The sequence below is a fragment of the Nitrospira sp. Kam-Ns4a genome, assembly GCF_965152595.1.
Map to the genome: position 1 here is coordinate 3,770,683 of NZ_OZ224218.1, position 24,437 is coordinate 3,795,119.

The 24,437-nt window shown below is 69.4% G+C and carries 18 protein-coding genes and 1 pseudogene; 17 read left to right on the top strand and 2 right to left on the bottom strand.

The window, feature by feature from the left end; genetic code table 11:
* Positions 1-50: 50 nt before the first annotated feature.
* The 16 genes from ACWHYQ_RS18770 to ACWHYQ_RS18845 all read left to right on the top strand — a co-directional run bounded on the left by ACWHYQ_RS18770 (position 51) and on the right by ACWHYQ_RS18845 (position 18,101).
* Positions 51-536, top strand: a complete 486-nt coding sequence (locus ACWHYQ_RS18770; protein ID WP_447973617.1) for a chemotaxis protein CheW — start codon at positions 51-53, stop codon at positions 534-536.
* Positions 533-1,918 carry a CheR family methyltransferase gene (locus tag ACWHYQ_RS18775; protein WP_447973618.1) on the top strand — a complete coding sequence of 462 codons (1,386 nt, stop codon included), beginning with the start codon at positions 533-535 and terminating at the stop codon, positions 1,916-1,918. The genes ACWHYQ_RS18770 and ACWHYQ_RS18775 overlap by 4 nt, the downstream gene beginning before the upstream one ends.
* A complete protein-coding gene (locus tag ACWHYQ_RS18780; RefSeq protein WP_447973619.1) occupies positions 1,915-2,544 on the top strand; it encodes a chemotaxis protein CheW in 630 nt (209 codons plus the stop codon). The genes ACWHYQ_RS18775 and ACWHYQ_RS18780 overlap by 4 nt, the downstream gene beginning before the upstream one ends.
* A complete protein-coding gene (locus ACWHYQ_RS18785) occupies positions 2,541-4,052 on the top strand; it encodes a methyl-accepting chemotaxis protein (protein WP_447973620.1) in 1,512 nt (503 codons plus the stop codon). Before ACWHYQ_RS18780 ends, ACWHYQ_RS18785 begins: the two co-directional genes overlap by 4 nt.
* Positions 4,053-4,060: 8 nt before the next feature.
* Entirely contained in the window at positions 4,061-6,277 is a 2,217-nt protein-coding gene (locus tag ACWHYQ_RS18790; RefSeq protein ID WP_447973621.1) for a hybrid sensor histidine kinase/response regulator, read from the top strand.
* 20 nt (positions 6,278-6,297) lie between these two features.
* Positions 6,298-7,332: a chemotaxis-specific protein-glutamate methyltransferase CheB gene (gene cheB / locus ACWHYQ_RS18795; RefSeq protein WP_447973622.1), complete on the top strand. Its 1,035-nt coding sequence runs from the start codon at positions 6,298-6,300 to the stop codon at positions 7,330-7,332.
* Positions 7,333-7,346: 14 nt separating this feature from the next.
* Complete coding sequence (locus ACWHYQ_RS18800) at positions 7,347-8,882, top strand: response regulator (RefSeq protein ID WP_447973623.1); 1,536 nt, start codon at positions 7,347-7,349, stop codon at positions 8,880-8,882.
* 22 nt (positions 8,883-8,904) lie between these two features.
* The gene (locus ACWHYQ_RS18805) at positions 8,905-9,102 is read left to right on the top strand and encodes an ATP-binding protein (RefSeq protein WP_447973624.1); all 198 of its coding nucleotides are present in this window, start codon (positions 8,905-8,907) and stop codon (positions 9,100-9,102) included.
* Positions 9,102-9,557, top strand: a complete 456-nt coding sequence (locus ACWHYQ_RS18810; protein ID WP_447975602.1) for a response regulator — start codon at positions 9,102-9,104, stop codon at positions 9,555-9,557. Before ACWHYQ_RS18805 ends, ACWHYQ_RS18810 begins: the two co-directional genes overlap by 1 nt.
* Before the next feature lie 5 nt (positions 9,558-9,562).
* On the top strand, positions 9,563-11,488 hold the full coding sequence (locus tag ACWHYQ_RS18815) for a response regulator (protein ID WP_447973625.1): 1,926 nt from the start codon (positions 9,563-9,565) through the stop codon (positions 11,486-11,488).
* Between the two features lie 58 nt (positions 11,489-11,546).
* Complete coding sequence (locus ACWHYQ_RS18820; RefSeq protein ID WP_447973626.1) at positions 11,547-13,532, top strand: response regulator; 1,986 nt, start codon at positions 11,547-11,549, stop codon at positions 13,530-13,532.
* Between the two features lie 167 nt (positions 13,533-13,699).
* Complete coding sequence (locus tag ACWHYQ_RS18825; RefSeq protein WP_447973627.1) at positions 13,700-14,299, top strand: LemA family protein; 600 nt, start codon at positions 13,700-13,702, stop codon at positions 14,297-14,299.
* Between the two features lie 116 nt (positions 14,300-14,415).
* Positions 14,416-15,192: a TPM domain-containing protein gene (locus tag ACWHYQ_RS18830; RefSeq protein ID WP_447973628.1), complete on the top strand. Its 777-nt coding sequence runs from the start codon at positions 14,416-14,418 to the stop codon at positions 15,190-15,192.
* 14 nt (positions 15,193-15,206) lie between these two features.
* A complete protein-coding gene (locus tag ACWHYQ_RS18835) occupies positions 15,207-15,848 on the top strand; it encodes a TPM domain-containing protein (protein ID WP_447973629.1) in 642 nt (213 codons plus the stop codon).
* Positions 15,849-15,937: 89 nt separating this feature from the next.
* Entirely contained in the window at positions 15,938-16,510 is a 573-nt protein-coding gene (locus tag ACWHYQ_RS18840; RefSeq protein ID WP_447973630.1) for a TIGR00645 family protein, read from the top strand.
* 178 nt (positions 16,511-16,688) lie between these two features.
* Positions 16,689-18,101, top strand: a complete 1,413-nt coding sequence (locus ACWHYQ_RS18845) for an OmpP1/FadL family transporter (protein WP_447973631.1) — start codon at positions 16,689-16,691, stop codon at positions 18,099-18,101.
* A 3-nt stretch (positions 18,102-18,104) separates the two neighbouring features.
* On the opposite strand, the gene ACWHYQ_RS18850 is transcribed toward ACWHYQ_RS18845, so the two are convergent.
* Complete coding sequence (locus ACWHYQ_RS18850) at positions 18,105-20,549, bottom strand: ATP-binding protein (RefSeq protein ID WP_447973632.1); 2,445 nt, start codon at positions 20,547-20,549, stop codon at positions 18,105-18,107.
* Between the two features lie 157 nt (positions 20,550-20,706).
* On the opposite strand from ACWHYQ_RS18850, the gene ACWHYQ_RS18855 reads away from it, so the two are divergent.
* Positions 20,707-21,555: a hypothetical protein gene (locus tag ACWHYQ_RS18855; RefSeq protein ID WP_447973633.1), complete on the top strand. Its 849-nt coding sequence runs from the start codon at positions 20,707-20,709 to the stop codon at positions 21,553-21,555.
* A gap of 339 nt (positions 21,556-21,894) precedes the next feature.
* Here ACWHYQ_RS18855 and uvrA read toward each other — a convergent pair.
* A pseudogene (gene uvrA / locus ACWHYQ_RS18860) lies at positions 21,895-24,413 on the bottom strand (excinuclease ABC subunit UvrA).
* Between the last annotated feature and the right edge of the window lie 24 nt (positions 24,414-24,437).

Genomic DNA, 24,437 nt, shown 5'->3' on the forward strand with positions numbered 1-24,437 from the left:
CACGGAGCCCTCGCAGGTGGTTGATCCCCTGTCGCCCGACGTCGAACACCATGGCCGTGAACGATGCGACTCCCAGCACCCGCCTCTCCCTGGTCCTGTTCGTGGTCGCGGACCGGCGCTACGCGCTCCATCTCGCCGCCGTCGAAGCTGTCGTCCACATGGTCGAGCTCTCACCCCTGCCGAGGGCGCCAGCCATCGTGCTGGGCGTCATCAACCTGCACGGCCGGATCGTGCCGGTGTTGGACCTCCCGCGCCGCTTGGGCCTCGCCTCCCCGAAGCCCGGCCTCACCGCCTGGCTCCTCATCGCACGGACCAGCCGCCGCACCGTGGCCCTGCCAGTCACCGAGGTCCTGGGCGTGGCCGAGGTGGCGGCGGGGGCGGTCGCGGAACCGGACGCGGTGTTTCCGGGCATCGGGCTGGTGGCTGGCCTGGTGACCCTGCCGGACGGGGTCCTGTTCATCCACGACCTAGAAGCGTTTCTCACGCCGGACGAGGAGCGGCGCTTGGCCGAGACGCTCGCGGAGGCGGGTCCATGAGGCTCTCGGAGGAGGTGCTCGCCCAGGCGCGGACCTTGATCACCGCCCGCCTCGGCCTGGATTTTCCGGAAGCCCGGCGAGCCGACTTGGAGCGGGGGCTCCAGCATGTCCTCGAGCGCGCTGCGGCCGGCTCGCCAGAGCGCTGGGTGGCTGCGCTCGCCACGCTGCCCGACGAGAGCCCGGAGTGGCGGCGGCTGGCCGGCGCGCTGACGGTGGGTGAGACGTATTTTTTCCGGGACCGCGCGTGCATGGAGGCGCTTGACCAGCAGCTCCTCCCCGCCCTCATCGAGGCCCGGCGCGCGGCCGGCCACTTACGGCTCAGGCTCTGGAGCGCCGGCTGCGCCACGGGAGCGGAGCCCTATAGCCTGGCCATCCTTTTAGACCAGCTCCTGCCGGACCGCGAGAAATGGGCGGTAACCATTCTGGCGACGGATATCAACGAGGCCGCGCTGGACCAGGCCCACCAGGGGCTCTATAGCGAGTGGGCCCTCCGGGAAACCCCCGGAACGATCGTGGCACGCTACTTCCACCGCAGGGGCAAAGACTCTCTCGAGCTGGATCCCGCGATCCGGCGGATGGTCACGTTCGCTCCGCTGAACCTGGCCGCGGGCGGGTTCCCGTCGCTGATCACCAACACCAGCGCCATGGACCTCATCGTCTGCCGGAACGTCCTGATGTACTTCACTGGGGAACGGCAGCGAGCCGTGGCGGCCCGCTTCCACGAGGCCCTGGTGGCCGGCGGTTGGCTGGTCGTCGCGCCGGCCGAGACCTCCATCGAGCTGTTCCGCCCCCTGGTCCCCGTGAACCTCCCCGGCACCATTTTCTACCGGAAGGCGCCGGACTCCAGCGCGCCTGCCCCGAGCATCGCGCCCGAGCCCCCGGACGCGGAACCGGCCGGTGCCTGGTGGCCGACCAGTGCCCCCGCTGACCACAGGCTCGCGCTCCCGCCGGAGGAGCCACAGGGACCGGAACGGCCCCCTCCCGACCAGGCTGAGGTCTTGCGGCAGATCCGGCGCCTGGCCGACCAGGGGCTTCTAGAAGAGGCCCGGCGCGCCTGCGAGGGCTTGCTCGCCCAAGATCGGCTGAACGCGGACGCGTCGCTCCTGCTCGCCGCGATCTGCCAGGAGCAGGGCGAGACCGCAACGGCCCTGGAGGCCCTGCGCCAGACGATTTACTTAGCGCCGAACTCGGCGCCCGCCCACTTCATGGCCGGCTGCCTGTTCTTCCGGCAGGGCGATCGGCAGCGGGGCCGGCGGTTCCTGGAAACGGTGGTGTCCCTGTTGCGGTCCGTCGCCCCAGAAGACATTGTCCCCGGCAGCGACGGCCTAACGGCGGGACGGATGCGGGAGACCGCGCGGGCCTATTTGGAGATGCAGTCGTGAACCGCCCCGCGCCCGCGCTGGACTGGCAAGAGGCGCAGGCCCGGCTGGAGCGGGTCCGGCGGGCCCTGGTATCCGGTGACGCCCGTTCCCCGGAGGAGGTCGCCCGGATCCTGCGGGCCCGGGCCCGGGCGCTGGCCAAACCCCGTGAGCCAGCGGCACCCACCGAGGAGACGCTCGTGCTCCTGGTCTTCTCGCTCGCCGGCGAGCAGTTTGCCATTGACGTAGAGCCGGTACGCGCGGTGGTCTCCGTTCGCGAGCTGATCCCTGTGCCCTGCACGCCAGCCGCCGTGCTCGGGCTGCTCCCGTACCGGGGCCGGATCCTGGTCGTCGTGGATCTGTGCCGGATCCTGGACCTTTCCGGCGCACGCGAGACGGCACCCCGTTTCTGCGTCTGGGTGGAGGCGGGGCCCCTGACGTTTGGGATCGCCGCCGACCACGTCGAGGGGATCAGGGCGGTCCCGGCTCGCGCCGTCACGGCCGCGGCAGGCTTCGCCAGTCGCCGCCAGGCAGCCACCCGTGGGGTGACAGAGGACTTCATCACGGTGCTCGACTTGGACGCCCTCGCCCGATCGCCGGAGATCCTGGTCAACGACGAGGGCGGCTCGCAGAGGGAGGCCTACCCATGAGGACCTGGTCCATCGGCCGGCAGATCGCTACGGGATTCATCGTGGTCCTGGTGCTCCTCTTGATCGTCGCGGGAGTGGGCATGTACGGGCTCTCCCGCACCGCCGGCTCCACGGAAACGACCGTGCGCTATGCGGTCACCATGCAAAAGAACCGGCTCGGGGCGCCCGGCGCCGTTGTGCTGGCGAACGCCGGGTTGCTGCGGGCCCTCCTGACGCAGGACCGCAAGCCCCTCGGCGACTGGGACCGATGGCGCGCCGACGCGCGCCGGATGCTCGTCGAGGCCCGGGAGACCACGACACAGGCGGAGAACCGGTCGGCCTGGGAGGAGATTCTCCGCCAGTTCACGCTCTATGAGGACGCGGGGCGGCTCGTCAGCGAGGCCGAGACCGCCGGCCGGCACGCCGAGGCGCTCAAGCTCCACGCCGAGCGGGTACAGCCACTCCAGGAGCAGGTGCTCGGCCTGATTGACCGGGTGATGGATGCGGAAAAGGCCGTCGTGGCCGCGGTCACGGAGGCCACCCTGACCGGCGCCACGCAGGCGTTCTGGCTGATGGTGACCGTCGCCGGGCTGGCGCTCGCCTGCGGCGTGGGCATCGGCCTGGTCGTGACGCGGTCCATCACCGGCTCCTTGCGAGAGGCCATCAACGCACTGGCCTCCGCTTCCTCCGAGATCGTGGCAGCCACGACCCAGCAGGCTGCGGGCACGGCGGAGGCCGCGACGGCGGTCCAGCAGACCTCCACGACCGCCGACGAGGTCAAGCAGACGGCCCAGGTCTCGGCCCAGAAGGCACGGGCGGTGGCCGAGGCCGCGCAGAAGACCGCGCAGGTCTCGCAGGAGGGCCGGCGGGCGGTCGAGGAAAGCGTCAAGAGCTCCCAGGAAGCCAAGCTGCGCATGGAGGCGCTGGCCGAGCGCATCCTCACGTTGAGCGAGCAGGCCCAGGCCATCGGCGAGATCATCGCGGTGGTGAACGACTTGGCCGAGCAATCCAATCTGCTGGCCGTCAATGCGGCGATCGAAGCGGCCAAGGCGGGGGAGGCGGGCAAGGGATTCGCGGTCGTGGCGGCCGAGGTGAAAAGTCTGGCCGAGCAATCCAAGCAGGCCACGGCCCGGGTCCGGGGCATCTTGAACGAAATTCATCGGGCGACCCAGGCCGCGGTCATGGCGGCCGAGCAGGGCGTCAAGGCGTCGGAAGCCGGGGAGACGGTCGCGCGCCAGGCAGGCGAGACCATTCGCCTGCTGGCTGACAGCCTGATTGAGTCCGCCCAGGCCGCCCAGCAGATCCTCGCCTCTGCACAACAGCAGGTGGCGGGCATGGACCAGATGACGCTGGCCATGCAGAACATCAAGCAGGCAACGACCCAGAACATGGCAGCGACGCGCCAGGTGGAAGAGTCGGCCCAGAACCTCAAGGAGCTGGCGCGACAGCTCATGGCCCTCGTCGCCCTCGCGGGCAACGGCCATCTGGCGCGGCCGCGGCCCGTCGAGCGGCTCCACGCAGCCGGGTGACGACAGGCATGGCCAGGCGAGACGATGACCTCAAGGCCCGCTTGCTGGCGACCTTCCGGGTCGAGGCCGAGGAGCATATCCAGACCGTGACAGGCCACCTCCTGGCCCTGGGCCGCGGGCTGCCCGAGGCCGACGCCCGGGCGGCGATCGAGGAGTCGTTCCGGGCCATGCACACGCTGAAGGGGGCGGCCCGGTCCGTCGGCTTCCTGGAGGCGGAGACCCTCAGCCAGGCCTGCGAGGGCATCCTGAGCCGGCTGTCGCGCGGCCACCTGGAGCCGGCGCCGCCGATCCTGACCCTGCTCCATGAGGCGCTCACCCAGTTCACCCACCTGCTGGCCGGCAGACAGCCCTCTCTGCAATTCAGCGAGCTGCTCGAGCGCCTGGCGCGGGTTGGCGCCGAGTCGGCGCCCCAGGCAGAGCGGCCGGCCCCCGCCTCGCCCCGGCGGGAGGCTGCGCCCAAGGCTCCGGCCGGGACAGTGGCGGGCGGGCGCCCGCCCGCCGGCCTCCTCCGGCTCGACCCCGCCCAACTCGACGCGCTGCTCCTCCAAGCCGAGGACCTCCTCCTCCCCAAGCTGGCCGCGACGGAACGAGTCCAGGAGGCACGCGCCCTGGCGGAGACAGCCGCCCGCTGCCGTGCGGCCGTCACCCGTGCCGGCGCGGCGCCCCAGTGGGCTCGCTGCCTCGCGCCAGCCGCCGCACCCGCAGAGGATCCCATGTCGGTCCTGCAGGCGCTCGAGGCGCAGGCGACGGCCTTCGCGGAGCGCCTGACGCACGATCAGCGAACGATCGTCGCCGCAGTGGACGGCCTGCAGGAGCGGCTGCGGCGGTTGCGGATGACCCCCGCAGCGGCGGTCTTGGATCTGTTCCCCGGCATGGTCCGCAACCTGGCTGACACGCTCGGCAAGCAGGTGGCCTGGGTCGTCCACGGCGCCGACCTGGAGGTGGACCGCAAGGTGCTGGAGGCGATGAAGGATCCCCTCATCCATCTCGTGCGGAACGCTATTGACCACGGCATCGAACCGCCCGAGGCGCGCCAGCGCGCGGGCAAACCCCCGCAGGGCCGGATCACCGCGACGGTCACCGCCCTCGAGGGGAACCGGATCGAGTTCCGCGTCGAGGACGACGGGCGAGGGATTGATCTGGCGCAGGTCCGCGCGGCGGCCGTCCGGGGCCGATACCTGACCGAGGAAGAGGCCCAGGCCCTATCCGAGGAGGCGGCCTTGGAGCTGGTGTTCCGGTCGGGCCTGAGCACGACCCCCCTCATCAGCCAGGTCTCGGGCCACGGCTTGGGGCTCGCGATCGTCCGGGAGCGGGTGGAACGGCTGGATGGCCACCTCCGGGTGGAGACCCGGCCCGGTGTCGGCACGGCGGTGCGGATCACGCTGCCCGTCACCGTCGCCAGCTTCCGGGGCCTGCTCGTGCGCGCCGGCGGCCAGCCGTTCCTGCTGCCCCTCGAAGCCGTCGAGCGGACAGTCCGCCTGCGTCCGGAGGAGACGAAGCGAGCAGAGGGGCGGCCGATGATCCTCTGGGACGGGCAGCCGGTTCCCGCGGCGCCGCTGCGCGAGCTGCTCGAGCTGCCGGAATCCAGCGAACGGGCCTCGCCGAATGGCCCGACTCCCTGCGCGATCCTCCGAGCGGGCGAGGACCGGTTCGGGCTGGCGGTCGAGGACATCCTCGGCGAGCAGGAGGTACTGGTCAAGGAACTGGGGGCGCCCCTGGTCCGGGTCCGCCACGTGGCCGGGGCCGGCCTCCTGGGCACCGGCCGCGTGGTCCTGATCCTGCGCCCGCGGGACCTGCTCGCGTCGCTGCGGGCCCGGCCGCGCGCGGCCATCCCGCCTCGCCCGTCCGCGGAGCGACCGCGCCAGCCGGTCATCCTGGTCGTGGACGATTCCATCACCACCAGGACCATGGAGCGCCATCTCCTGGAAGCGGCCGGCTATCGGGTGCAGGTCGCCGTGGACGGCGTCGAGGCCTGGGCGAGGCTCACGAGCGAGCCCGTGGATCTGGTGGTCTCGGATGTGGACATGCCGCGGATGAACGGGTTCGAGCTGACCGAGAAGATTCGGGCCCACCGGGAGCTGGCCCAACTTCCCGTCATTCTGGTGACCGCCCTCGAGTCGCGGGAGGACAAGGAACGGGGGCTCCGGGTCGGGGCGAACGCCTACATCGTCAAGTCGAGCTTCGACCAGTCGAACCTGCTGGAGTTCATCCGGCGGCTGTTGTGACGCGCGCCCGTGGAGGTGCGATGGTCCGCGTGCTGGTGGCGGAGGATTCGGCGGTGACCAGAGAGTACCTGGTGCGCCTCCTGAGCGAGGATCCGGCACTCCACGTCGTGGGCACGGTCCGGAACGGGCAGGACGCCGTGGCCGAAGCCGAGCGGCTGCGGCCGGACGTGATCCTGATGGACATCCACATGCCGGTCATGAACGGCTACGAGGCGACCCGCCGGATCATGGAACGGGTCCCCACACCGATCATCATGATCAGCACCAGCCTGGCGCGCAGTGAGGTCGCCATGGCGCTCGAGGCGCTCAAGGCTGGGGCTGTCACGGTGCTGGACAAGCCCCCGGGCCCGGACCACCCGGACAGGGCCAAGGCCGCCCGGCAGATCCAGGAGACCATCAGGTTGATGGCGGAGGTCAAGGTCGTGCGCCGGTGGCCGCACCGGGAGCGCGCGGCACCGGGTCCCCCCGCAGCCCCGGCGCGGGTCTCTATCCGGATCGTCGCCATCGGCGCCTCCACGGGCGGGCCGACGGTCCTCGCCGAGATCCTCAGCGCGCTCCCGGCGGACTTCCCGGTCCCGATCCTCGCCGTCCAGCACATCGCGCCGGGCTTCGCGCCGGGGCTGGCCGAGTGGGTCGGGCGGGAGACCGTGCTCCCCGTGAAGCTGGCCGAGTCCGGCGAGCCGGCGCGACCAGGTACCGTGTACCTGGCGCCCCACGGGTCCCAGATGGGCATCGGACCGGACGGGCGGATCCGCCTGACCCGGCACGAGCGGCCCGCGGCGGAGAACGGTTTCTGCCCCTCCGTCTCCTATCTGTTTTACGCCGTCGCCCGGTCGTTCGGCCGGACCGCGCTCGGCATCCTGCTCACGGGGATGGGCCAGGACGGCGCCGCCGGCCTCCTGGCGCTTCGCCAGGCCGGGGGCGTCACGATCGCGCAGGACGAGGCCAGCAGTGTGATCTTCGGCATGCCGGGCGAAGCCGTCCGGCTGGGCGCGGCCCAGTATGTCTTGTCACCCGGGCAGATCGCGGACCTGCTCCGCGGCCTGGGGCGATAGCGGGGGAACGGCTCGTGGCGACCGCCGACCAGACACAGAACCGCACCATCGAGATCCTCATCGTCGAGGACAGCCCCACGCAGGCCGCGCACCTGACGTACCTGCTCGAGGAACAGGGCTATCGGGTCGCGGCGGCGACGAACGGCCGGCAGGCCTTGGCCACCGCCCGCGCCCGGAAGCCGACGCTCATCATCAGCGACATCCTCATGCCCGAGATGGACGGCTACGCCCTGTGCACGGCGATCAAGTCCGACGCCGGGCTGAAGGACATCCCCGTGATCCTGGTGACCGACCTGAACAGCCCGCAGGATGTCGTCATGGGCCTCCAGTGCTGCGCGGACAACTTCATCACGAAACCCTACGACCCCCAGTTCCTGCTCGCCCGGATCACCCAAAGCCTAAAGAACCGGAGCCGGCGGGCGCCCGTCCAGCCCGGCGCCGCCGTCGAGGTCGAGCTGGCCGACCGGCACTATCACATCACCGCCGAGCGGCACCAGATTTTGGACTTGCTGATCCCGACCTACGAGGAAGCGGTCCGGCTCAACCAGCAGCTCCGCGAGCAGCAGCAGGCGCTCGCCCGGCAGGTGCAGGAACGGACCGCCGCCAACGAGCGGCTGCAGGCTGAAATGGCCGAGCGGCAGCGCCTGCAGGACGAGCTGGACCGCTTCTTCACGCTTTCGCTGGACCTCCTGTGCATCGCCGGGTTCGACGGCCGCTTCAAACGGCTGAACCCGGCCTGGGAACGCCTCCTCGGCTACCGGGCCGACGAGCTGCTGGCCAAGCCCTATCTGGACTTCGTGCACCCGGACGACCGGGAGGCGACGCTGGCGGAGGCGGCCAAGCTCGCGGCCGGCGGCGAGACGGTTTCGTTCGAGAACCGCTACCGCTGCAAGGACGGCTCCTACAGATGGCTGGTCTGGGCCTCCACGCCGGACCACCCGCGGCAGCTCATCTACGCAGCGGCCCGCGATGTGACCGAGCAGAAAACCGCGGAGCAGGAGCTTCGCCGCCGCTCGGAACTCCTGGAGGCCGCCAACAAGGAGCTCGAAGCCTTCTCCTATTCGGTCTCCCACGACCTGCGGGCTCCGCTGCGCCACATTGACGGCTTCGCCGACCTGCTGCGCAAGCGCGCCGCCCCATCCCTGGACGACAAGAGCCGGCACTACCTCGAGACGATCTCCCAGGCAGCCAAGCAGATGGGTGTTCTGATTGACGATCTGCTGGTCTTCTCCCGGATCGGGCGGGCCGAGTTGCGCCTGACCCAGGTCAGCCTAGACCAGGTGCTCCACGAGGCCCTGGACGCGGTGCGGCCCCTCACGCAAGGCCGCGCGATCGCGTGGCAGCTCGCGCCGCTCCCCGAAGTCCGGGGCGACCCGGCCATGCTGCGACAGGTGCTGGTCAACCTGCTCGACAATGCGGTGAAATACACCCAACCGCGCGATCCGGCCGTGATCGAGGTCGGCGTGTTACAGGGAGAGGGCGGGCGCACAGCCGGGGACAGGGGGGCGGGGATGGCGGGAAGCCTGGGAACGAGGTCGTCATCTACGTGAAGGACAACGGGGTGGGTTCGACATGCGGTACGCCCACAAGCTGTTCGGGGTCTTCCAACGGTTACACAGCACCAACGAGTTCGAGGGCACGGGGATCGGCCTGGCCAACGTCCGGCGCATCGTGGCCCGCCACGGCGGCCGGACCTGGGCCGAAGGGGAAGTGGGCAAGGGAGCCATTCTCTATTTCTCGCTGCCCGTTCAGACGGAGGCTCGGGTATGATGTCCTCACTCAAACGTATTCTCCTCGCCGAAGACAATGCGAAGGACGTGGAGCTGACGCTGGCCGCTCTGGAGGAGCACCACCTGGCGAACGAAGTGCTGGTGGTCAATGACGGGGTGGAGGCGCTCGACTACCTCTACTGCCGGGGCAAGTACAAGCTCCGGACCGCCGACAACCCAGCGGTGGTGTTGCTAGACCTGAAAATGCCCAAGCTGGACGGCCTGGAGGTCCTCAAGACCATCAAAGGCGACGCGCAGTTGAAAACCATCCCCGTGGTCATGCTGACCTCCTCGCGCGAGGAGCAGGACCTGGTCGAGAGCTACAAGCTGGGGGTCAACGCCTACGTGGTCAAACCGGTGGACTTCCAGCAGTTCATTGACGCGGTCAAGAACCTGGGCGTCTTCTGGGCGCTCATCAACGAGCCGCCGCCCGGCAGCGCCAAACGGTCGGGGTAGGCACCGTGTCCGCCACGTTCCGCATCCTGCATCTCGAAGACAGCGCCGCCGACGCGGCGCTGGTCCAAGCGCTCCTGGAACAGGAAGGCCTGGCGTTCGAGATCCTCCGCGTGGACTCGCGGGAGGCCTTCGTGCAGGCGTTGCAGGAGGGGGAATTCGACCTGATCCTCTCGGACAACACCCTGCCCGCCTTTGATGGCCTGGCGGCCTTGGCCCTCGCCCAGGAGCGCCGCCCGGATGTCCCGTTCATTTTCGTCTCGGGGACCCTTGGCGAGGAGGTCGCCGTCGAGTCCTTGAAGCGCGGCGCGGCGGACTATATCCTGAAGGAACGGCCTGCGCGGCTGGTCGCGGCTATCACGCGGACGGTGGAAGAGAGCAAGGCCCGGGCGGAACGCCGACGGATCGAGGAGGCCCTCCGGGAGGCCCAGGAACGGCTCCGGGGCATCTATGAGTCGTCCAGGGACGCGATCGGCTACACAGCGCTCGACGGCCGCCTCGTGGACGTCAACAGCGCCTTCGTGCGGCTCACGGGCTGGTCCCGCGAGGAATTGCTCGGGATCCCCTGCCTGCAGCTCGCGGCTCCGGACCACCGAGGCGTGACGGCAGACACCTGGGCGCGGGTCCTCCGCACGGGGGACCCAGCTGAATATGACATGGACCTCCTGCGCCAGGACGGCTCCCGCGTGCCCGTCTCGCTGACCGTCTTTGCGGTCATGGACCAGGGGGACCGCCCGGTCGGTGTGGCGATGATCATCAAGGACATGACCGAGCGGAAACAGCTCGAAGTGCAGCTCCGCCACGCGCAGAAGATGGAGGCCATCGGCCAATTGGCCGGCGGGATCGCCCATGACTTCAACAACCTGCTGACGGTCATCAACGGGTACAGCGAGCTGCTCCTGACTATCCTGCCAGCCGACCCAGCCTGGCGGAACCCGGTCGAGGAGATCAAGAAAGCCGGCACCCGGGCAGCGGCCCTGACCCGACAGCTCCTGGCCTTCAGCCGGAAGCAGCTCCTGGAACCGCGCGTCCTGGACCTGAACGCCGTCATCGCGCAGATGGGCCAGATGCTCCGTCGCCTGGTCCGCGAGGACATCGAGATCGTGACACGGCTCGACCCGGCCCTAGGCCGGGTGAAGGCCGACCCGGGGCAGATCGAGCAGGTCCTCATGAATCTTGTGGTCAACGCGCGCGACGCCATGCCCCAGGGGGGCCAACTGACCATCACGACGGGCAACGCCGAACCGGACTCCCTCCCCGCCGCGAGCCGCGCCACCGCCCCGCCAGGCCCCTATGTGACCCTGGCAGTGCGCGACACCGGCTGCGGGATGGACGAGGCCACCCTGGCCCGGATCTTCGAGCCCTTCTTCACGACCAAAGAGCCCAGCCAGGGAACCGGGCTGGGCCTCTCCACTGTCCACGGGATCGTCAAGCAGCACGGGGGCACGATCGCGGTGGAGAGTCGGCCCGGCCAGGGCACCACGTTCACCCTCTATCTGCCCCGGGTCGCAGAGGAACCGGCCCAGGGGCCCGATCCGCACATCTCTGGCTCGGTCGCCCCCCGGGGCTCAGAGACCATTCTGCTGGTCGAGGACGAGGCCATGGTCCGCGACCTGGTCACGACGATCCTGCGCCACGGCGGCTACACCGTGCTGGCGGCCCGGGACGGCGCGGAGGCCCTCCGGCTGTGTCGCGAGCACCGCGGTCCTCTGCATCTCCTGATCAGCGACGTGGTCCTGCCGGGTATGAGCGCCCAGGATGTGAGCCGACAGGCGGCGGCGCTGCGGCCGGAGCTCAAGGTCCTGTACCTGTCCGGGTACCAGGACGATGCCGCTGTCCGTCCGGAGGTCGCGGCCACAGGCCTCGCCTTTCTCCGGAAGCCGTTTACGCAGGAGGAGCTGGCGCGCAAGGTGCGGGCGGTGCTGGACGCGTGACGCCGCCGCAGACGCGTTTGCCCTGCAACAATTCCTGGCGCCCAAGGGGAGCGCCCGCATGGACCTCACCAATGAAGGCCCGGGGGCAGGAGTCGGCGGCACCCGGCCGTTGCGCATCCTCCATGTGGAGGACGACCCCAAGGATGCTGAGCTGGTCGCGGCCAAGCTGGCGGCCGAGGGGATCGCTTGCGACGTGACGCGCGTCGAGACCCGCGAAGCCTTCGAGGCGGCGCTGGAGCAGGGCGGGTTCGATCTGATCTTTTCGGATTTCTCCCTGCCCGCCTTCGACGGCCTGACAGCCTTGACGATCCTCCAGACGAAGCGGCTCGATATCCCGTTCATCGTCGTCTCCGGCACCATCGGCGAGGAGACGGCCGTGATCACACTTCGGTGCGGGGCCACGGACTACCTCCTGAAACACCGGCTGGCCCGGCTGGGCGAAGCGGTGCGACGGGCCCTGCACGAGCGGGAACAGCGGGGCCGGCGCCAGCGGATCGAGGAGGCGCTCCGGAAGAGCGAGGAACGGTTCGCGCTGATCTGCCAGACCGTGAACGACGTGCTGTGGGATTGGGACCTGCAAACTGACGCGGTCTGGTGGAACGAGGGCTTCCAGACCCGGTTCGGCGAGCCGGCCGAGGAGATCGGGTCGGGCATCGAGTCCTGGCGCAGCCGGCTGCACCCGGCCGATCGCGACCGGGTGCTGGGCGGCCTCGAGGCCGTCCTCGCCAGCGGGCGGGTGCGTTGGTCAGACGAATACCGCTTCCGGCGCGCCGACGGCAGCTTTGCGTCCGTGCTGGACCGCGGCTACGTGATCCGGGACGCGCGGGGCCGGCCCCTCCGCATGGTGGGCACCATGCTCGACCTGAGCGAGCAGAAGGAGCTGGAAGCCCAGTTGCGACAGGCTCAGAAGATGGAAGCCATCGGGCAGCTCGCCGGCGGGATCGCCCATGACTTTAACAACCTGCTGACGGTCATCACCGGCTACAGCCAACTCCTCCTGGAACACCTCCAGACCGACGAGGCTCTCCGGACGCAGGTGGAGGAGATCAAAAAGGCGGGTGACCGCGCTGCCGCCCTGACCCGGCAGCTCCTGGCCTTCAGCCGCCAACAGGCTGTCCAGCCCCGCCTGTTGGACCTGAATGCGGTCATTCGGAACGTCGCGCAGATGCTGTGCCGGCTGCTGGGGGAACGCATTGACTTGCACATCCACGCGGCATCCGACCTCTGGCCAGTCAAGGCGGACCCGAACCAGCTCGAACAGGTCCTGATGAACCTCGCCGTCAACGCCCGGGACGCCATGCCCGACGGCGGGCGCCTGACCATCGCGACGCAGAACGTCGAGCTCGATCGCGCCTACGCGTGTACGCACCCGTCGGTCAATCCTGGCCCCTACGTGCGGCTCGCGGTCAGCGACAGCGGCTGCGGGATGGACGAGGCCACCCTGGCCCGGATCTTCGAGCCCTTCTTCACGACCAAAGAGCCGGGCAAGGGCACCGGGCTGGGCCTCCCGACCGTTTACGGAATCGTCAAGCAGCACGGCGGCAGCATCGTGGTGTCGAGCGAACCTGGCCGGGGCAGCTCGTTCACGATCTACCTGCCACGGGCGGACGCACCCGCCTTGGTCCCGCCCGCCGAAGAGGCGGCGGCCCCATCCCGCGGCACAGAGACGATCCTCCTGGTGGAGGACGAAGAAGCCGTGCGCCGGTTCGCCCGCACGGTGCTCGAGCAGCACGGGTACACCGTTTTGGAGGCCGAAACCGGCGCAGAGGCCCTGCGGATCAGCCAGGCCTACGGAGCTCCGATCCATCTCCTCGTGACGGACCTGAGGATGCGGGGAATGAGCGGGGAAGAGTTAGCCGAGCGCCTGACGCGGCTGGCTCCAGCGATCAAGGTGCTCTTCATGTCCGGCTATTGCGACCGGCCGCTCCCGCACCACGGCATGCACGATCCGGCCGCAGCCTACCTGCAGAAGCCCCTGACGCCGGAGGGGCTCCTGCGCCGGGTGCGGGCCATCCTGGACGAGACCCAGGCCCCAGCCTTCTGACCGCCAACACGGGCGCGGACCGGCGACCGGTTGCCCCCTGCGGGCGCCGCGCTTTGTTCTCCGACGGTACGGGCCCACTCAGCTCGTTCCCACGCCAGACCGTTGAACCGGAAGGCCCAACAGGGTATGGTAGGGCCGCCACCACTAGATGATGGAGGAGTGCGGCGATGCGAAGGACGACGGGCCCATGGCTCTGGCTGGCGCCGGCGGCGCTGCTGGCGCTGCTGGCGGGCTGCGGCTACAACGAGATTCAGGCGCTCGACGAGGAGACGAACGCGGCCTGGAGCGAGGTGCTGAACCAGTATCAGCGGCGGGCTGACCTGATTCCGAATCTGGTCAACGTCGTGAAGGGATACGCTGCCCACGAGCGGGAGACCCTCGAGGCCATCACGAACGCCCGCGCCCAGGTCGCCGGGCTCAAGGCGACACCCGAACTGCTCAAGGACCCGGAGGCGTTCAAGAAGTTTCAGGAGGCCCAGGCTCAGCTCTCTTCGGCCTTGGCGCGGCTGCTCGCCGTCGCGGAGCAGTACCCGGACCTCAAGGCCAGCGAGAACTTCCGCGACCTCCAGAGCCAGTTGGAAGGCACCGAAAACCGCATCGCGGTCGCGCGCAAGCGCTATATCGAGAAGGTGGCGGCGTACAACAAGGCCGTGCGGTTCTTCCCGACGAACCTGACCGCCAAGTATCTCCTCCACATGGACGTGAAGCCGAACTTCACGCTGGCCGACGAGCAGACGGCGAGCAAGCCGCCGGACGTGAAATTCTGAGCTGCAAGGAGCCGTCAGCCATCAGCCGCCAGCTTGCAGCCGGAGCCCTGTCGCTCGCCCTGCTCGCCCCCGCCTCCGCCGCGGCGCTGGAGGTCCCCCCGCTCACCGGCCGGATCGTGGACCTCGCCCACCTGCTCCCCAGCGACCTGGCCGCGGCGCTCACGGCCGAGCTGGCCGCCCACGAAGGGCGGACGGGCACCCAGGTCGCCTTGCTGACCCTCCCCTCGCTCGAAGGGGAGTCTCTGGAGGAGTTCTCCCACCGCGTGGCGACGACCTGGCAGCTCGGGCAGCGAGGGACGGACAACGGCGTGCTGGTGCTCGTCGTCCCCGGAGACCGGAAGGTCCGCATCGAAGTCGGCTACGGCCTGGAGGGTGTGCTGACCGACGCGATGGCCGCGCGGATCATCCGCCACGAGATGGTCCCGCGCTTTCGGGCCGGGGACTACCCGGGCGGGATCGCCGCCGGGCTCCGCGCCGTCCTGGGCGTGATCGAAGGCGCGGATCGCCCGCCCGCGGCGCCCCCGCCCGATGAAGCGTTCGCCGAGACGCTGCTGCTCGCCGCGCTCGTGGGCACCTTGATCGGCGCGGTGATCGCCACCCAGGCGAGGGCCGTCGGCGGGGCGGTGGGCGGGCTCCTCGCCTTCTTCATGGCCCTGTCCGCGGGGCTCCTGCTCGCGGCGGTGGCGGCGGCGGTCGGCCTCCTCGGCGCGCTGGCGCTCGCCATGGCGATCCAGGCGACAAGCGGGCGAGCCTGGGGACCCGCCAGGCGGGTGCAGGCCGATCCCTGGGCTGGCGGGTGGAGCGGGGGCTTTAGGGAAATGGGCGACTTCGGCGGCGGGTTCTCCGGAGGCGGCGGCGACTTCGGTGGTGGCGGGGCGTCAGGATCGTGGTAAAGAAGCTGGGGCGCATGTTCTCCGACGACGAGCTGAGGCGGATCCGCGAGGCGGTGCAGGCGGCGGAACGACGGACCCGGGGCGAGATCGTGCCGATGATCGTGCCCGCCTCGGCCCGCTACCGGGAGGCGCGCCACCTCGCCGGGCTGATCCTGGCGGTCGTCGCGCTCACGGCTTTGCTGACGCTGGAGTACGGCTGGGGCCGCTGGGGCTGGGCCGCGCACCACCCCGGCTGGATCCTCGTCGGCGTCGCCGCCGCCTACGCCCTCGGCGCGGCCCTCGGGGGGCGCCCCTGGGCCATCCGGCTGCTGACGTCTCGGGAGCGCCTGGCCTTCAAGGTCCGACATCGCGCGGAGCTGGCTTTCTACGAACACGGCCTCCAACGGACCCGGGAGGCCACCGGGATCCTGATCCTGGTCTCGCTCCTGGAGCGACGCGTGCAGATCCTCGCGGACCGGGCGATCAACGAACGGGTCGCGCCGGGCACCTGGGATGGCTTGGTCGGCGACCTGGTGCGCGGGATCAAGGAAGGGCGGCCCGCAGAGGCCCTGTGCCGCGCGATCGCGGCCTGCGGCGACCTCCTCGCCGCCCATTTTCCCGCCCGGACGGGCGAGAACCCCAACGAGCTGCCCGATGAGCTGATCCAGGGCCGGTAAGCGGCAAGCGCCGATCGGTCCCGCGACCGGCCCGGACACCCGAGCCCCGTTCACCCACACGGGCCTTGTTCAACCAGAAGGAGGAATCTATGGCCAACGTGACCAATCCGTCCGCAACGATGGTAGCCACAGCCGGCCCCGGGAACCGGGGCATCAGCCGGTTCGAGCACGGATTCGAGGTGATTGTGTTCGCCAGCCGCTGGATCCAGGCCCCGCTCTATGCGGGCTTGATCGTCGCCGAGTTGCTCTATGCGTACAAGTTCCTCGTCGAGCTGTTCCACCTCGTCCACGAGGTTCAGGTGTCACCCGAAGTGGTGTTCATGCTGGGGGTCCTCTCCCTCGTGGACATCACGATGGTGGCGAACCTGCTCACGATGGTCGTCATCGGCGGCTACGCGACGTTCGTCAGCAAGCTCGACCTGGAAGGGCACCGGGACCGGCCGGACTGGCTGAGCCACGTGGACCCGGGCACGATCAAGGTGAAGCTCGCCGCGTCCCTGATCGGCATCTCCAGCATCCATCTCCTCAAGGCCTTCGTCAACGTGGGCAACGAGACCCCGGACCACATCAAGTGGAAGATCCTGATCCATCTGACGTTCCTGGGCTCGGCCATCCTGCTCGCCTGGACGGACAAGCTCATGATGAAGGACCGGAAGCATTGAGTGAGCCCGGACTATCCCCTCTTGAGGGGATTTTGGAGAAAGCAGTTGACAGTTGCCTCGCTTGCTGCTAAGGAGCGTTGCGTAAGGGTGTGGGAGTTCAAGCTTCCGGCCTGGAAGCGGTCGGACATGCCGACCGCGGCGCTCGCCCCCTCGACTTCCCCTTGCCCAGGAGGAAAGCATGGCACCAAACCGGATGCGCGTTGTCGGAGGGGCGGCCCGCCGCGCGTGGCCGCTCGCTGGCTTGCTGGTGGGCCTCCTGGTGCCCGCACTCACGTCGCCCCCGGCGAGCCAGGCAGGGGCGTTCCGGATCATTGATCAGAGCGCCTCGGCCACCGGCCAGGCCGCCGCCTTCGTGGCCCAGGCCGACGACCCCTCGGCCCTCTACTACAACCCCGCGGGGATGACCCAGTTGCGCGGGGTGCAGACCTCGATCGGCGCCACGTTCGTGGGCGGAACCACCAGCTTTACGAGCCCCACCGGCGTCAACTCGACGGGCACGTTCAACGGCAGCGTCGCCTGGCCGCCGCCGACCAACTTCTATCTCACGGCCAACCTCAAGGACCTCGGCGTCAAGGCGCTCGGCGACACCACGGTCGGCATCGCCGCCCTCTCCCCATTCGGCTCGCTCAGCCGGTGGCCCGACGATGGCCCCTTCAACACGAAGACGAAATTCGCGACGCTGCCGCTCATTGACATCAAGCCGACCGTCGCCTACAAGCTGAACGACCAGCTCTCCTTTGGCCTCGGGATGGACATCTATACGTTCTCCCGTCTCTACGGCAAGGGCCAGAGCGTGAACAAGTTCAATTGGCCGGGCGGCTCGGGCATTCCGGCGGGGACCCCGACCGAGTCCAACGGGCGGGACACGGCCCTCGGCTTCAACGCCAGCGTGCTCTACACGCCCTTGCGGAACGCGGACGGCAAGCCGCTCGCCAACATCGGCTTCCAGTACCGGAGCCAGGCCACCCTGCACCTGCGGGGCAATTTCCTGCTCAACGGCGCCCTGAACTCCGACGCCACCACGACGCTGGTGCTGCCCCAGGTCTTCACCGGCGGGATCGCCGTCTGGCCGGTCCGGGACCGCGAGCGGGAATGGAAGATCGAGCTGGACGTGGACTACACGGGCTGGAAGTCCGTCCGGAACACCGACGTCCACCTGTCCTCCGGCTCCACGCTGCCGGATGCGCAGAACTGGCGGAGCATCTACACGGTCATGGTCGGGACCGAGTATCGTTTCCTGAAACTCGACAAGCTGCCGGACTGGGAGCTGGCGCTTCGCGCCGGCTACTGGAACGCCCAGAGCCCGATTCCCGATGCGACGTTCAATCCCGCGGTGCCGGACGCGGACAACAACGCGATCTCCGTGGGCCTGGGCGTCCTCTGCAAGGGCAAGGCGCAGTTCCTGGGGCTCTTCGAGTGCGGCAACGCGACCGGGAACAAGTTCCGGCCCAGCTCCGTCGGCGTGGACGTCGCCTATCAGGCCATCCTCTTCGATCAGCGGACCGTGGCCGGCAACAACAACGCGACCGTGAACGGCACCTACCAGACGACCTACCACATCGGCGCCGTGAACATCCGCGTGAACTGGTGAGGGTCACTCGTAGCCCGGCGCAAGGCTCCCGTCGGAGCCCTGCCAGACCGGCGTCCAGGCGAGCGCGGTGAGCCGCACCGCGATGTTGGCCTTGGTCGGCCGGATCGGCACGGCCTCGAAGACCTCGGCGACTGGGTCGCTCGTCGTGGCGAGCGCCTCCGCTTCGGCCTGGAACTGCGCGTCCAGCTCGGCAAGCTGCTTGAGGATCGCCTCCTCGTTCTCCTCGGCGCGCGCGACGTCCTTGGCCTGCCGGATCGAGCGGCCGACGCCGCGCGCGGCCGTCGTCGCCCGGCCCACCGTGGAGGTGCTGAGCGCTTTCCGTCCCAGCAACGCCCCCAGCAACGTCGCGCCGACCGAGAGCGCCGTCTGCACGTACTGCTCCCTGGCCTGCTCCGCTTCGCGCTCCTTCTGCTGCCGCGCGCGCCGGAGCCGCTCCTCCAACGTCGCCCGCTTCGGGGCGTACTTCTGCCGCAGCTTCTCCATCTGCTGATCGCGCCGCTCGTGGGCGAGCTGCTGGAGCCGGATGCGAAAGTCCCGCTCCGACTCCTCGGGCATGGAGAGCAGCCCCAGGGTGGGGCTCCGGAGCAGCGCCAGCTTCTGCGTCCGATAGAGCCAGCTCGCGAAGTCTTTCCCCCAGGCCTCGTAGCTCTTCGGCTTGGCGGCCGCGGCTGGCACCGCGGCATAAGTCGCTGGCTCCTGCGGCTGCCGGTCAAGATCGGAGAGCGCGAGGGAAACCGCGACCGCGTGCTCCCAGGCGACCGCGACGGGGCCCTCGCCCACGGCGGCCAGGCGCACCACCTCCCGGGTCACGTCCACTTTGGCCTTGGCGTCGAGGAACCGCACCTGCGCCACCCCCAGGACCATCGGCCGGTAGACGAGCCGCGCCCCCGCCGGCGGCACGCTCCGGATGGGCAGGAAGTGCTGCGGGACCTCGGGCGGCAGCACAGGCCGCGTGCTCGTCAGGGACGAGGCGTGAGGGGTGAGCGGTGCTGCTTCGCGGCGCGCTGCTGACGCCTCACGCCGCAGGCCTGACGCCTTACGCGTCTCCATCAGCGCCTGGATCTGCGTCCGCGTCAGCGGGCCCCGGAGATACGACAGCGTCCAGCGGGTCTCGAACACCTCCGGCGCGGCCTCGTGGACGTTGTTCAGCAGGAAGACCCGGTTCCCCAATCCGGCCAGGAGCTGCTCCATCCGTCGGCGGTCGAAGGGCTGACCCGTCCCCGCGGCCGCCCCTTCCAGCCCGTCGAGCACCCGCGCCTTGTCCCGCTCCGTCTGGAGGCGCCCGATGAACCAGGTGCCGGCGTTGGCCAGGCCCTTGTAGTCGAGGTCCACCGGATTCTGCGTCGCGAGCACCACCCCGACGCCGAAGGCGCGGGCCTGCTTGAGCAGCGTGAGGAGCGGCCCCTTCGTGGGCGGATTGGCCACGGGTGGGAAGTAGCCGACGATCTCGTCCATGTAGACGATCGCGCGCAGGCTCGTCGTGCCGGACTGCCGACGCATCCAGCCGACCGTCTCGTTCAGCAGCAGCGAGACGAAGAACATGCGCTCCGCGTCGCTCAGGTGGGCGATCGAGAAGATCGCGAGCCGCGGCTTGCCTGCCGGCGTATGGAGCAGCGCATCAATGTCCAGCGGCTCTCCCTCCAGCCAGGCCTCGAACCCCGGCGCGGCGATCAGGTTGTTGAGCCGCACCGCTAGCTCGAACCGCTCCTTCGCCGGATAGTAGGCGTCAAGGTCCAGGGCTCCGACGCAGGTGAACGGCGGCGCCTGGATCCGCTGGATCAGCGACACGAGGTCCAAGCTCTCCCCCGCCTTCCAGGCCGCCTCGAGAATTTTCGAGAGCAGGATATGGGGCGGACTCTTGATTGGATCGGCGGACAGGCCGACGAGCCCGAGGAGGCTCGTGACCGTGGTGCCGACCTGCTCGCGCAGCAGATCGGGCTGCGCGAGGATTGCCGGGGGCGGCGGCGCGAACGCCTTGAGGATCGAGACCGGGAGGCCAGCCTGGCTCCCCGGGGTATAGATCGCGAAGTCGGCGGCCGCCCGCAGGCGGGCGATGCGCGCGCCGTCTTGGCCCCACTCGGCGAGGCCCTTCCTCCACAGATCGGCCTGCTGCCGGGCGTACTCCTCCGGCGAGAGACCCTTGCGGCGCGCATCCTCCTCGTTGATCCACGGCGCGAAGTCCTCGCCGCGCAGGTCCGGGAAGGTCAGCAGGAGGTTCCCGAGGTCGCCTTTCGGATCAATGACGAGGGCGGGGATCCCGTCAATCGCCGCCTCTTCGAGCAAGCCGAGGCAGAGCCCGGTCTTGCCGCTCCCGGTCATCCCGACGCAGACCGCGTGGGTCACCAAGTCCTTCGAATCGTAGAGGAGCCAGCCCGGCTTGCGTCTCTTCTTCGCCAGGTCGTACGGGCGGCCCAAGTAGAAGACCCCGAGCTTTTCGAACTCCTGCATCGTCTCGCGCTCCTGTGACGGCTGCCGCTCCCCCACCTTCCGGCGGCCACCCGTGGCATTCTAGGCAGGGCCCCGATGGACTGCAAGCAAGGCCTCGGCGGGCTCCCCTGGCTTCAGAGTGCTGGCACGCCGTGAGGGGGATTGCTAGGATGTGCGGATGCGGTGCCCGGCGAGATACGCCCTCGTGGTCCTGGCTCTGGGGCTGGTCGCCAGCGGACCCGGTGTCGCCCGCGCCGAATCCCCCGCGCCGAGCGTGCCCTGGGGCGCGATCGCCTATCCCGAGCACGAGCGCACCCTGACCGCCGGCCTCACGGTGAACCGCTTCACGGAATTCGACGGCGCCGGCAAACGCTACAACGACATCGCCGAGACCTCGGGTTTCAACTTCATCTCGGCGAGCTGGACCGAGCGGCTCCGCCGGCTCCCGGGATGGAACACCAACCTCACGGCCGGCGTGGGGCCGACCCAGGACGGGTTCACGCGCTTCCTGCAGAACGACGTCGTGCACAAGCTCCGGAACCTGACCCCGGTGCCAGTGGGCGCCAAGCGCACCGCGACCGACTTCATGGTCGGGGGCTCCGTGACCCGCTGGACGTCGCTGCTCGGGACGCGCGAAGAGGGGGTTCGCCGGCGTGGGGGCGGACACCGGCTCGCTCTACCACGAGGTGTACGGGCGGTTCGGCGTGCGGCGGGCGTCGCTCGCCGACGCCGCCGAGGTCTTCGGCGGCGAAGCCCCGCGGTGGCTGGAGAAGCTCTCGCGCTACCTGCGCATCTCGGCCATGGGGCGCTACGGGCGCCTCTACGGCGGGAGCGCCTATCCGGTCGTCGCACCCAGTCGTGGCTGGGCCAGGTTTCGATCGGCGTCGGCGACTACGACCGCCGCGACGGGGATCCCTCGCACTGGGAGGTCGAGCTGGCGTTCACGAAGGACTACGGGCCGACCTTCGGCGCCCGCCTCACGTTCGACCTGCTGCGGCTCTACGACTTCTGGCTGACGCGGCTGTGAGCACTAGCCTGTCTCCTCTTTGATTCTCACCTGGCTCCCAACCGCGAGAAGCAGGCAGGGCGCCCTGCACGACCGGAGGCAGCGGCGGGCCGTCACGCGCCCTTCTGTCCTGATCGTGCACGAGCATCTGCGGGGCTCGCGAGAAGGCCTGCCCGCCGCCAGCCGCCCCTCGTTCTCCTATCCCTGATCGGGGCTGGAAGGGATGGCTGGCGACACCACGCGTCATGGAGGGTGAGACAGAAGCGACACCGTTTCACCTTGCCAATTAACGCGCGGCTGGACGTGTACAACGCATGATGGCGCCAGCGAGCCCAAGCACCGCTCGTCAGCCGCGCCGACCTACCCCAGCCCCGCCTCCCGCAGCACCTGCCCCGTGTACGACCGCGCCACCCGCGCCACCTCCGCGGCGTCCCCTCGGCCACGATCTCCCCGCCCCGGTCCCCGCCCTCGGGCCCCAGGTCAATGATCCAGTCCGCGTTCTTGATCACGTCCAGGTTGTGCTCGATCACCAGCACCGTGTTCCCCGCCTCCACCAGCCGGTCCAGCACGTCCAGGAGCCGCTGGATGTCCGCGAAGTGCAGCCCGGTGGTCGGCTCGTCCAGGATGTAGAGCGTCCGCCCGGTCGCGCGCTTGGACAGCTCGCGCGAGAGCTTGACCCGCTGCGCCTCCCCGCCCGAGAGCGTCGTCGCCGACTGGCCGAGCTTGATGTAGTGCAACCCCACGTCGTGCAGCGTCTGGAGCTTGTGCTTGATGTGGGGGATATGCTGGAAGAACTCCAGCGCCTCGTCCACCGTCATGTCCAGGACGTCGGCGATGCTCTTCCCCTTATACGTGATGTCCAGGGTCTCGCGGTTGTACCGCTGGCCCTTGCAGACCTCGCAGGTCACGTAGACGTCCGGGAGAAAGTGCATCTCGATCTTGATCAGGCCGTCGCCCTCGCAGGCCTCGCAGCGCCCCCCCTTCACGTTGAAGCTGTACCGGCCGGGTTTGTAGCCCCGCACCCGCGACTCGGGGAGCGTCGCGAATAGGTCCCGGATGAAGGTGAACAGGCCGGTATAGGTGGCGGGGTTGGAGCGAGGCGTCCGGCCGATCGGCGACTGGTCAATGTCAATGACCTTGTCCAGCGCCTCCACCCCGACGATCTCTTTGCAGCCGTCAATCTTGGGTTTCTTCTGATAGAGAAGCTGCGAGAGCGAATGGAAGAGCACTTCCAGCACCAGCGTGCTCTTCCCGGAGCCGGAGACGCCGGTCACGCAGGTGAACAGGCCCAGCGGGATGCGGACCGTGATGTGCTTGAGGTTGTGCTTCCGCGCCCCGACGACGCTCAGGAAGCGCGTGGGCTTCCGCTCCCGCTTGGGCAGCGCGACGATCAGCTCGCCGCGCAGGTACTTGCCCGTGAGCGACGCCGGGTGCGCCATGATCGCGGCCGGCGGCCCCTGCGCGATGACCTGCCCGCCATGCGCGCCCGCACCGGGTCCCAGGTCCAGGATGTGGTCCGCCGCCAGCATGGTCTCCGCGTCGTGCTCGACGACGACGACGGTGTTCCCCATGTCCCGCAACCGCAGGAGCGTCTGCAGCAATCGCCGGTTGTCCCGCTGGTGCAGCCCGATCGAGGGTTCGTCCAGGATGTACAGCACGCCGACCAATCCCGAGCCGATCTGAGTGGCCAGGCGGATACGCTGGCCCTCGCCCCCCGAGAGCGTGGCGGCCGGCCGGTCCAGCGTCAGGTAATCGAGCCCTACGTTGATCAGGAACCCCAGCCGCTCCCGGATCTCCTTGAGGATCCGGTGCGCGATGAGGCGTTCCCGCTCGGTCAGATCGAGCGCGTCGAAGAAGTCCGCGGCGGCCCGGACCGAGAGCTGGGTCACCTCGGCGATCGAGCGGCGCGCGATCTTGACCGACAGGCTCTCCGGCTTGAGCCGCGCCCCCTTGCAGACGGGGCAGAGGTCCAGCAGCGTGAAGTCCTCCTCCAGGTCTCCGACCGGGCAGCCGGAGGCGACCGCGTAGCCGATCCCGTCGCAGGCGGGGCAGGCGCCATGGGGGCTATTGAAGGAGAAGACCCGGGGGGTGATCTCGGGATAACTGACCCCGCAGCGGATGCAGGCGAGCTTCTCGCTGTAGAGGACCGTCTTGCCGTCGTCGGTGAGCACGCCGACCAGCCCATCCGCGAGCTTGAGCGAGGCCTCGACCGACTCGGCGAGCCGCCGCGCCAGCGCCTCGCCGGGCTTCATAACGAGCCGGTCCACGACCACCTCGATCGTGTGCTTCTTCTGCTTGTCGAGCGCGATCTCCTCGCCGAGGTCCACGAGCCGGCCGTCAATCCGGGCGCGGATGTACCCGGCCCGCCGCATGTCGAGCAGCTCCTTCTTGTATTCGCCCTTCCGCCCGCGGACGATCGGGGCCAGGATCTGGAACCGGGTGCCCTCGGGCAGGGTCCGGATCGTATCCACCATCTGCTGGACGGTCTGGGCGGCGATCTCCTCCCCGCAGTTGAAGCAGAAGGGCCGGCCGATCCGCGCGTAGAGCAGCCGCAGGTAGTCGTAAATCTCGGTGACGGTGCCGACGGTGGAGCGGGGATTGTGGCTGGTGCTCTTCTGCTCGATGGAGATCGCAGGCGAGAGGCCCTCGATCGAGTCCACGTCCGGCTTACCCATCTGCTCGAGGAACTGCCGGGCGTAGGCGGAGAGCGACTCGACGTAGCGACGCTGCCCTTCGGCGTAGATCGTGTCGAAGGCGAGCGAGGACTTGCCGGACCCGCTCAGGCCGGTGATCACGACGAGCCGGTCCCGCGGAATCTCGACGTCGAGATTCTTCAGGTTGTGCTCGCGCGCGCCCTTGATGACGATCGAGCCGGCCATACAGCGGAGAGGCGTTCCCTCGGA

Coding starts and splice junctions, on each gene's coding strand:
- ACWHYQ_RS18820 (WP_447973626.1), top strand. CDS start 11,547: ATGGACCTCACCAATGAAGGCCCGGGGGCAGGAGTCGGCGGCACCCGG.
- ACWHYQ_RS18845 (WP_447973631.1), top strand. CDS start 16,689: ATGGCACCAAACCGGATGCGCGTTGTCGGAGGGGCGGCCCGCCGCGCG.
- ACWHYQ_RS18770 (WP_447973617.1), top strand. CDS start 51: ATGGCCGTGAACGATGCGACTCCCAGCACCCGCCTCTCCCTGGTCCTG.
- cheB (WP_447973622.1), top strand. CDS start 6,298: ATGGTCCGCGTGCTGGTGGCGGAGGATTCGGCGGTGACCAGAGAGTAC.
- ACWHYQ_RS18775 (WP_447973618.1), top strand. CDS start 533: ATGAGGCTCTCGGAGGAGGTGCTCGCCCAGGCGCGGACCTTGATCACC.
- ACWHYQ_RS18825 (WP_447973627.1), top strand. CDS start 13,700: ATGCGAAGGACGACGGGCCCATGGCTCTGGCTGGCGCCGGCGGCGCTG.
- ACWHYQ_RS18785 (WP_447973620.1), top strand. CDS start 2,541: ATGAGGACCTGGTCCATCGGCCGGCAGATCGCTACGGGATTCATCGTG.
- ACWHYQ_RS18805 (WP_447973624.1), top strand. CDS start 8,905: ATGCGGTACGCCCACAAGCTGTTCGGGGTCTTCCAACGGTTACACAGC.
- ACWHYQ_RS18790 (WP_447973621.1), top strand. CDS start 4,061: ATGGCCAGGCGAGACGATGACCTCAAGGCCCGCTTGCTGGCGACCTTC.
- ACWHYQ_RS18850 (WP_447973632.1), bottom strand. CDS start 20,549: ATGCAGGAGTTCGAAAAGCTCGGGGTCTTCTACTTGGGCCGCCCGTAC.
- ACWHYQ_RS18810 (WP_447975602.1), top strand. CDS start 9,102: ATGTCCTCACTCAAACGTATTCTCCTCGCCGAAGACAATGCGAAGGAC.
- ACWHYQ_RS18855 (WP_447973633.1), top strand. CDS start 20,707: ATGCGGTGCCCGGCGAGATACGCCCTCGTGGTCCTGGCTCTGGGGCTG.
- ACWHYQ_RS18840 (WP_447973630.1), top strand. CDS start 15,938: ATGGCCAACGTGACCAATCCGTCCGCAACGATGGTAGCCACAGCCGGC.
- ACWHYQ_RS18835 (WP_447973629.1), top strand. CDS start 15,207: ATGTTCTCCGACGACGAGCTGAGGCGGATCCGCGAGGCGGTGCAGGCG.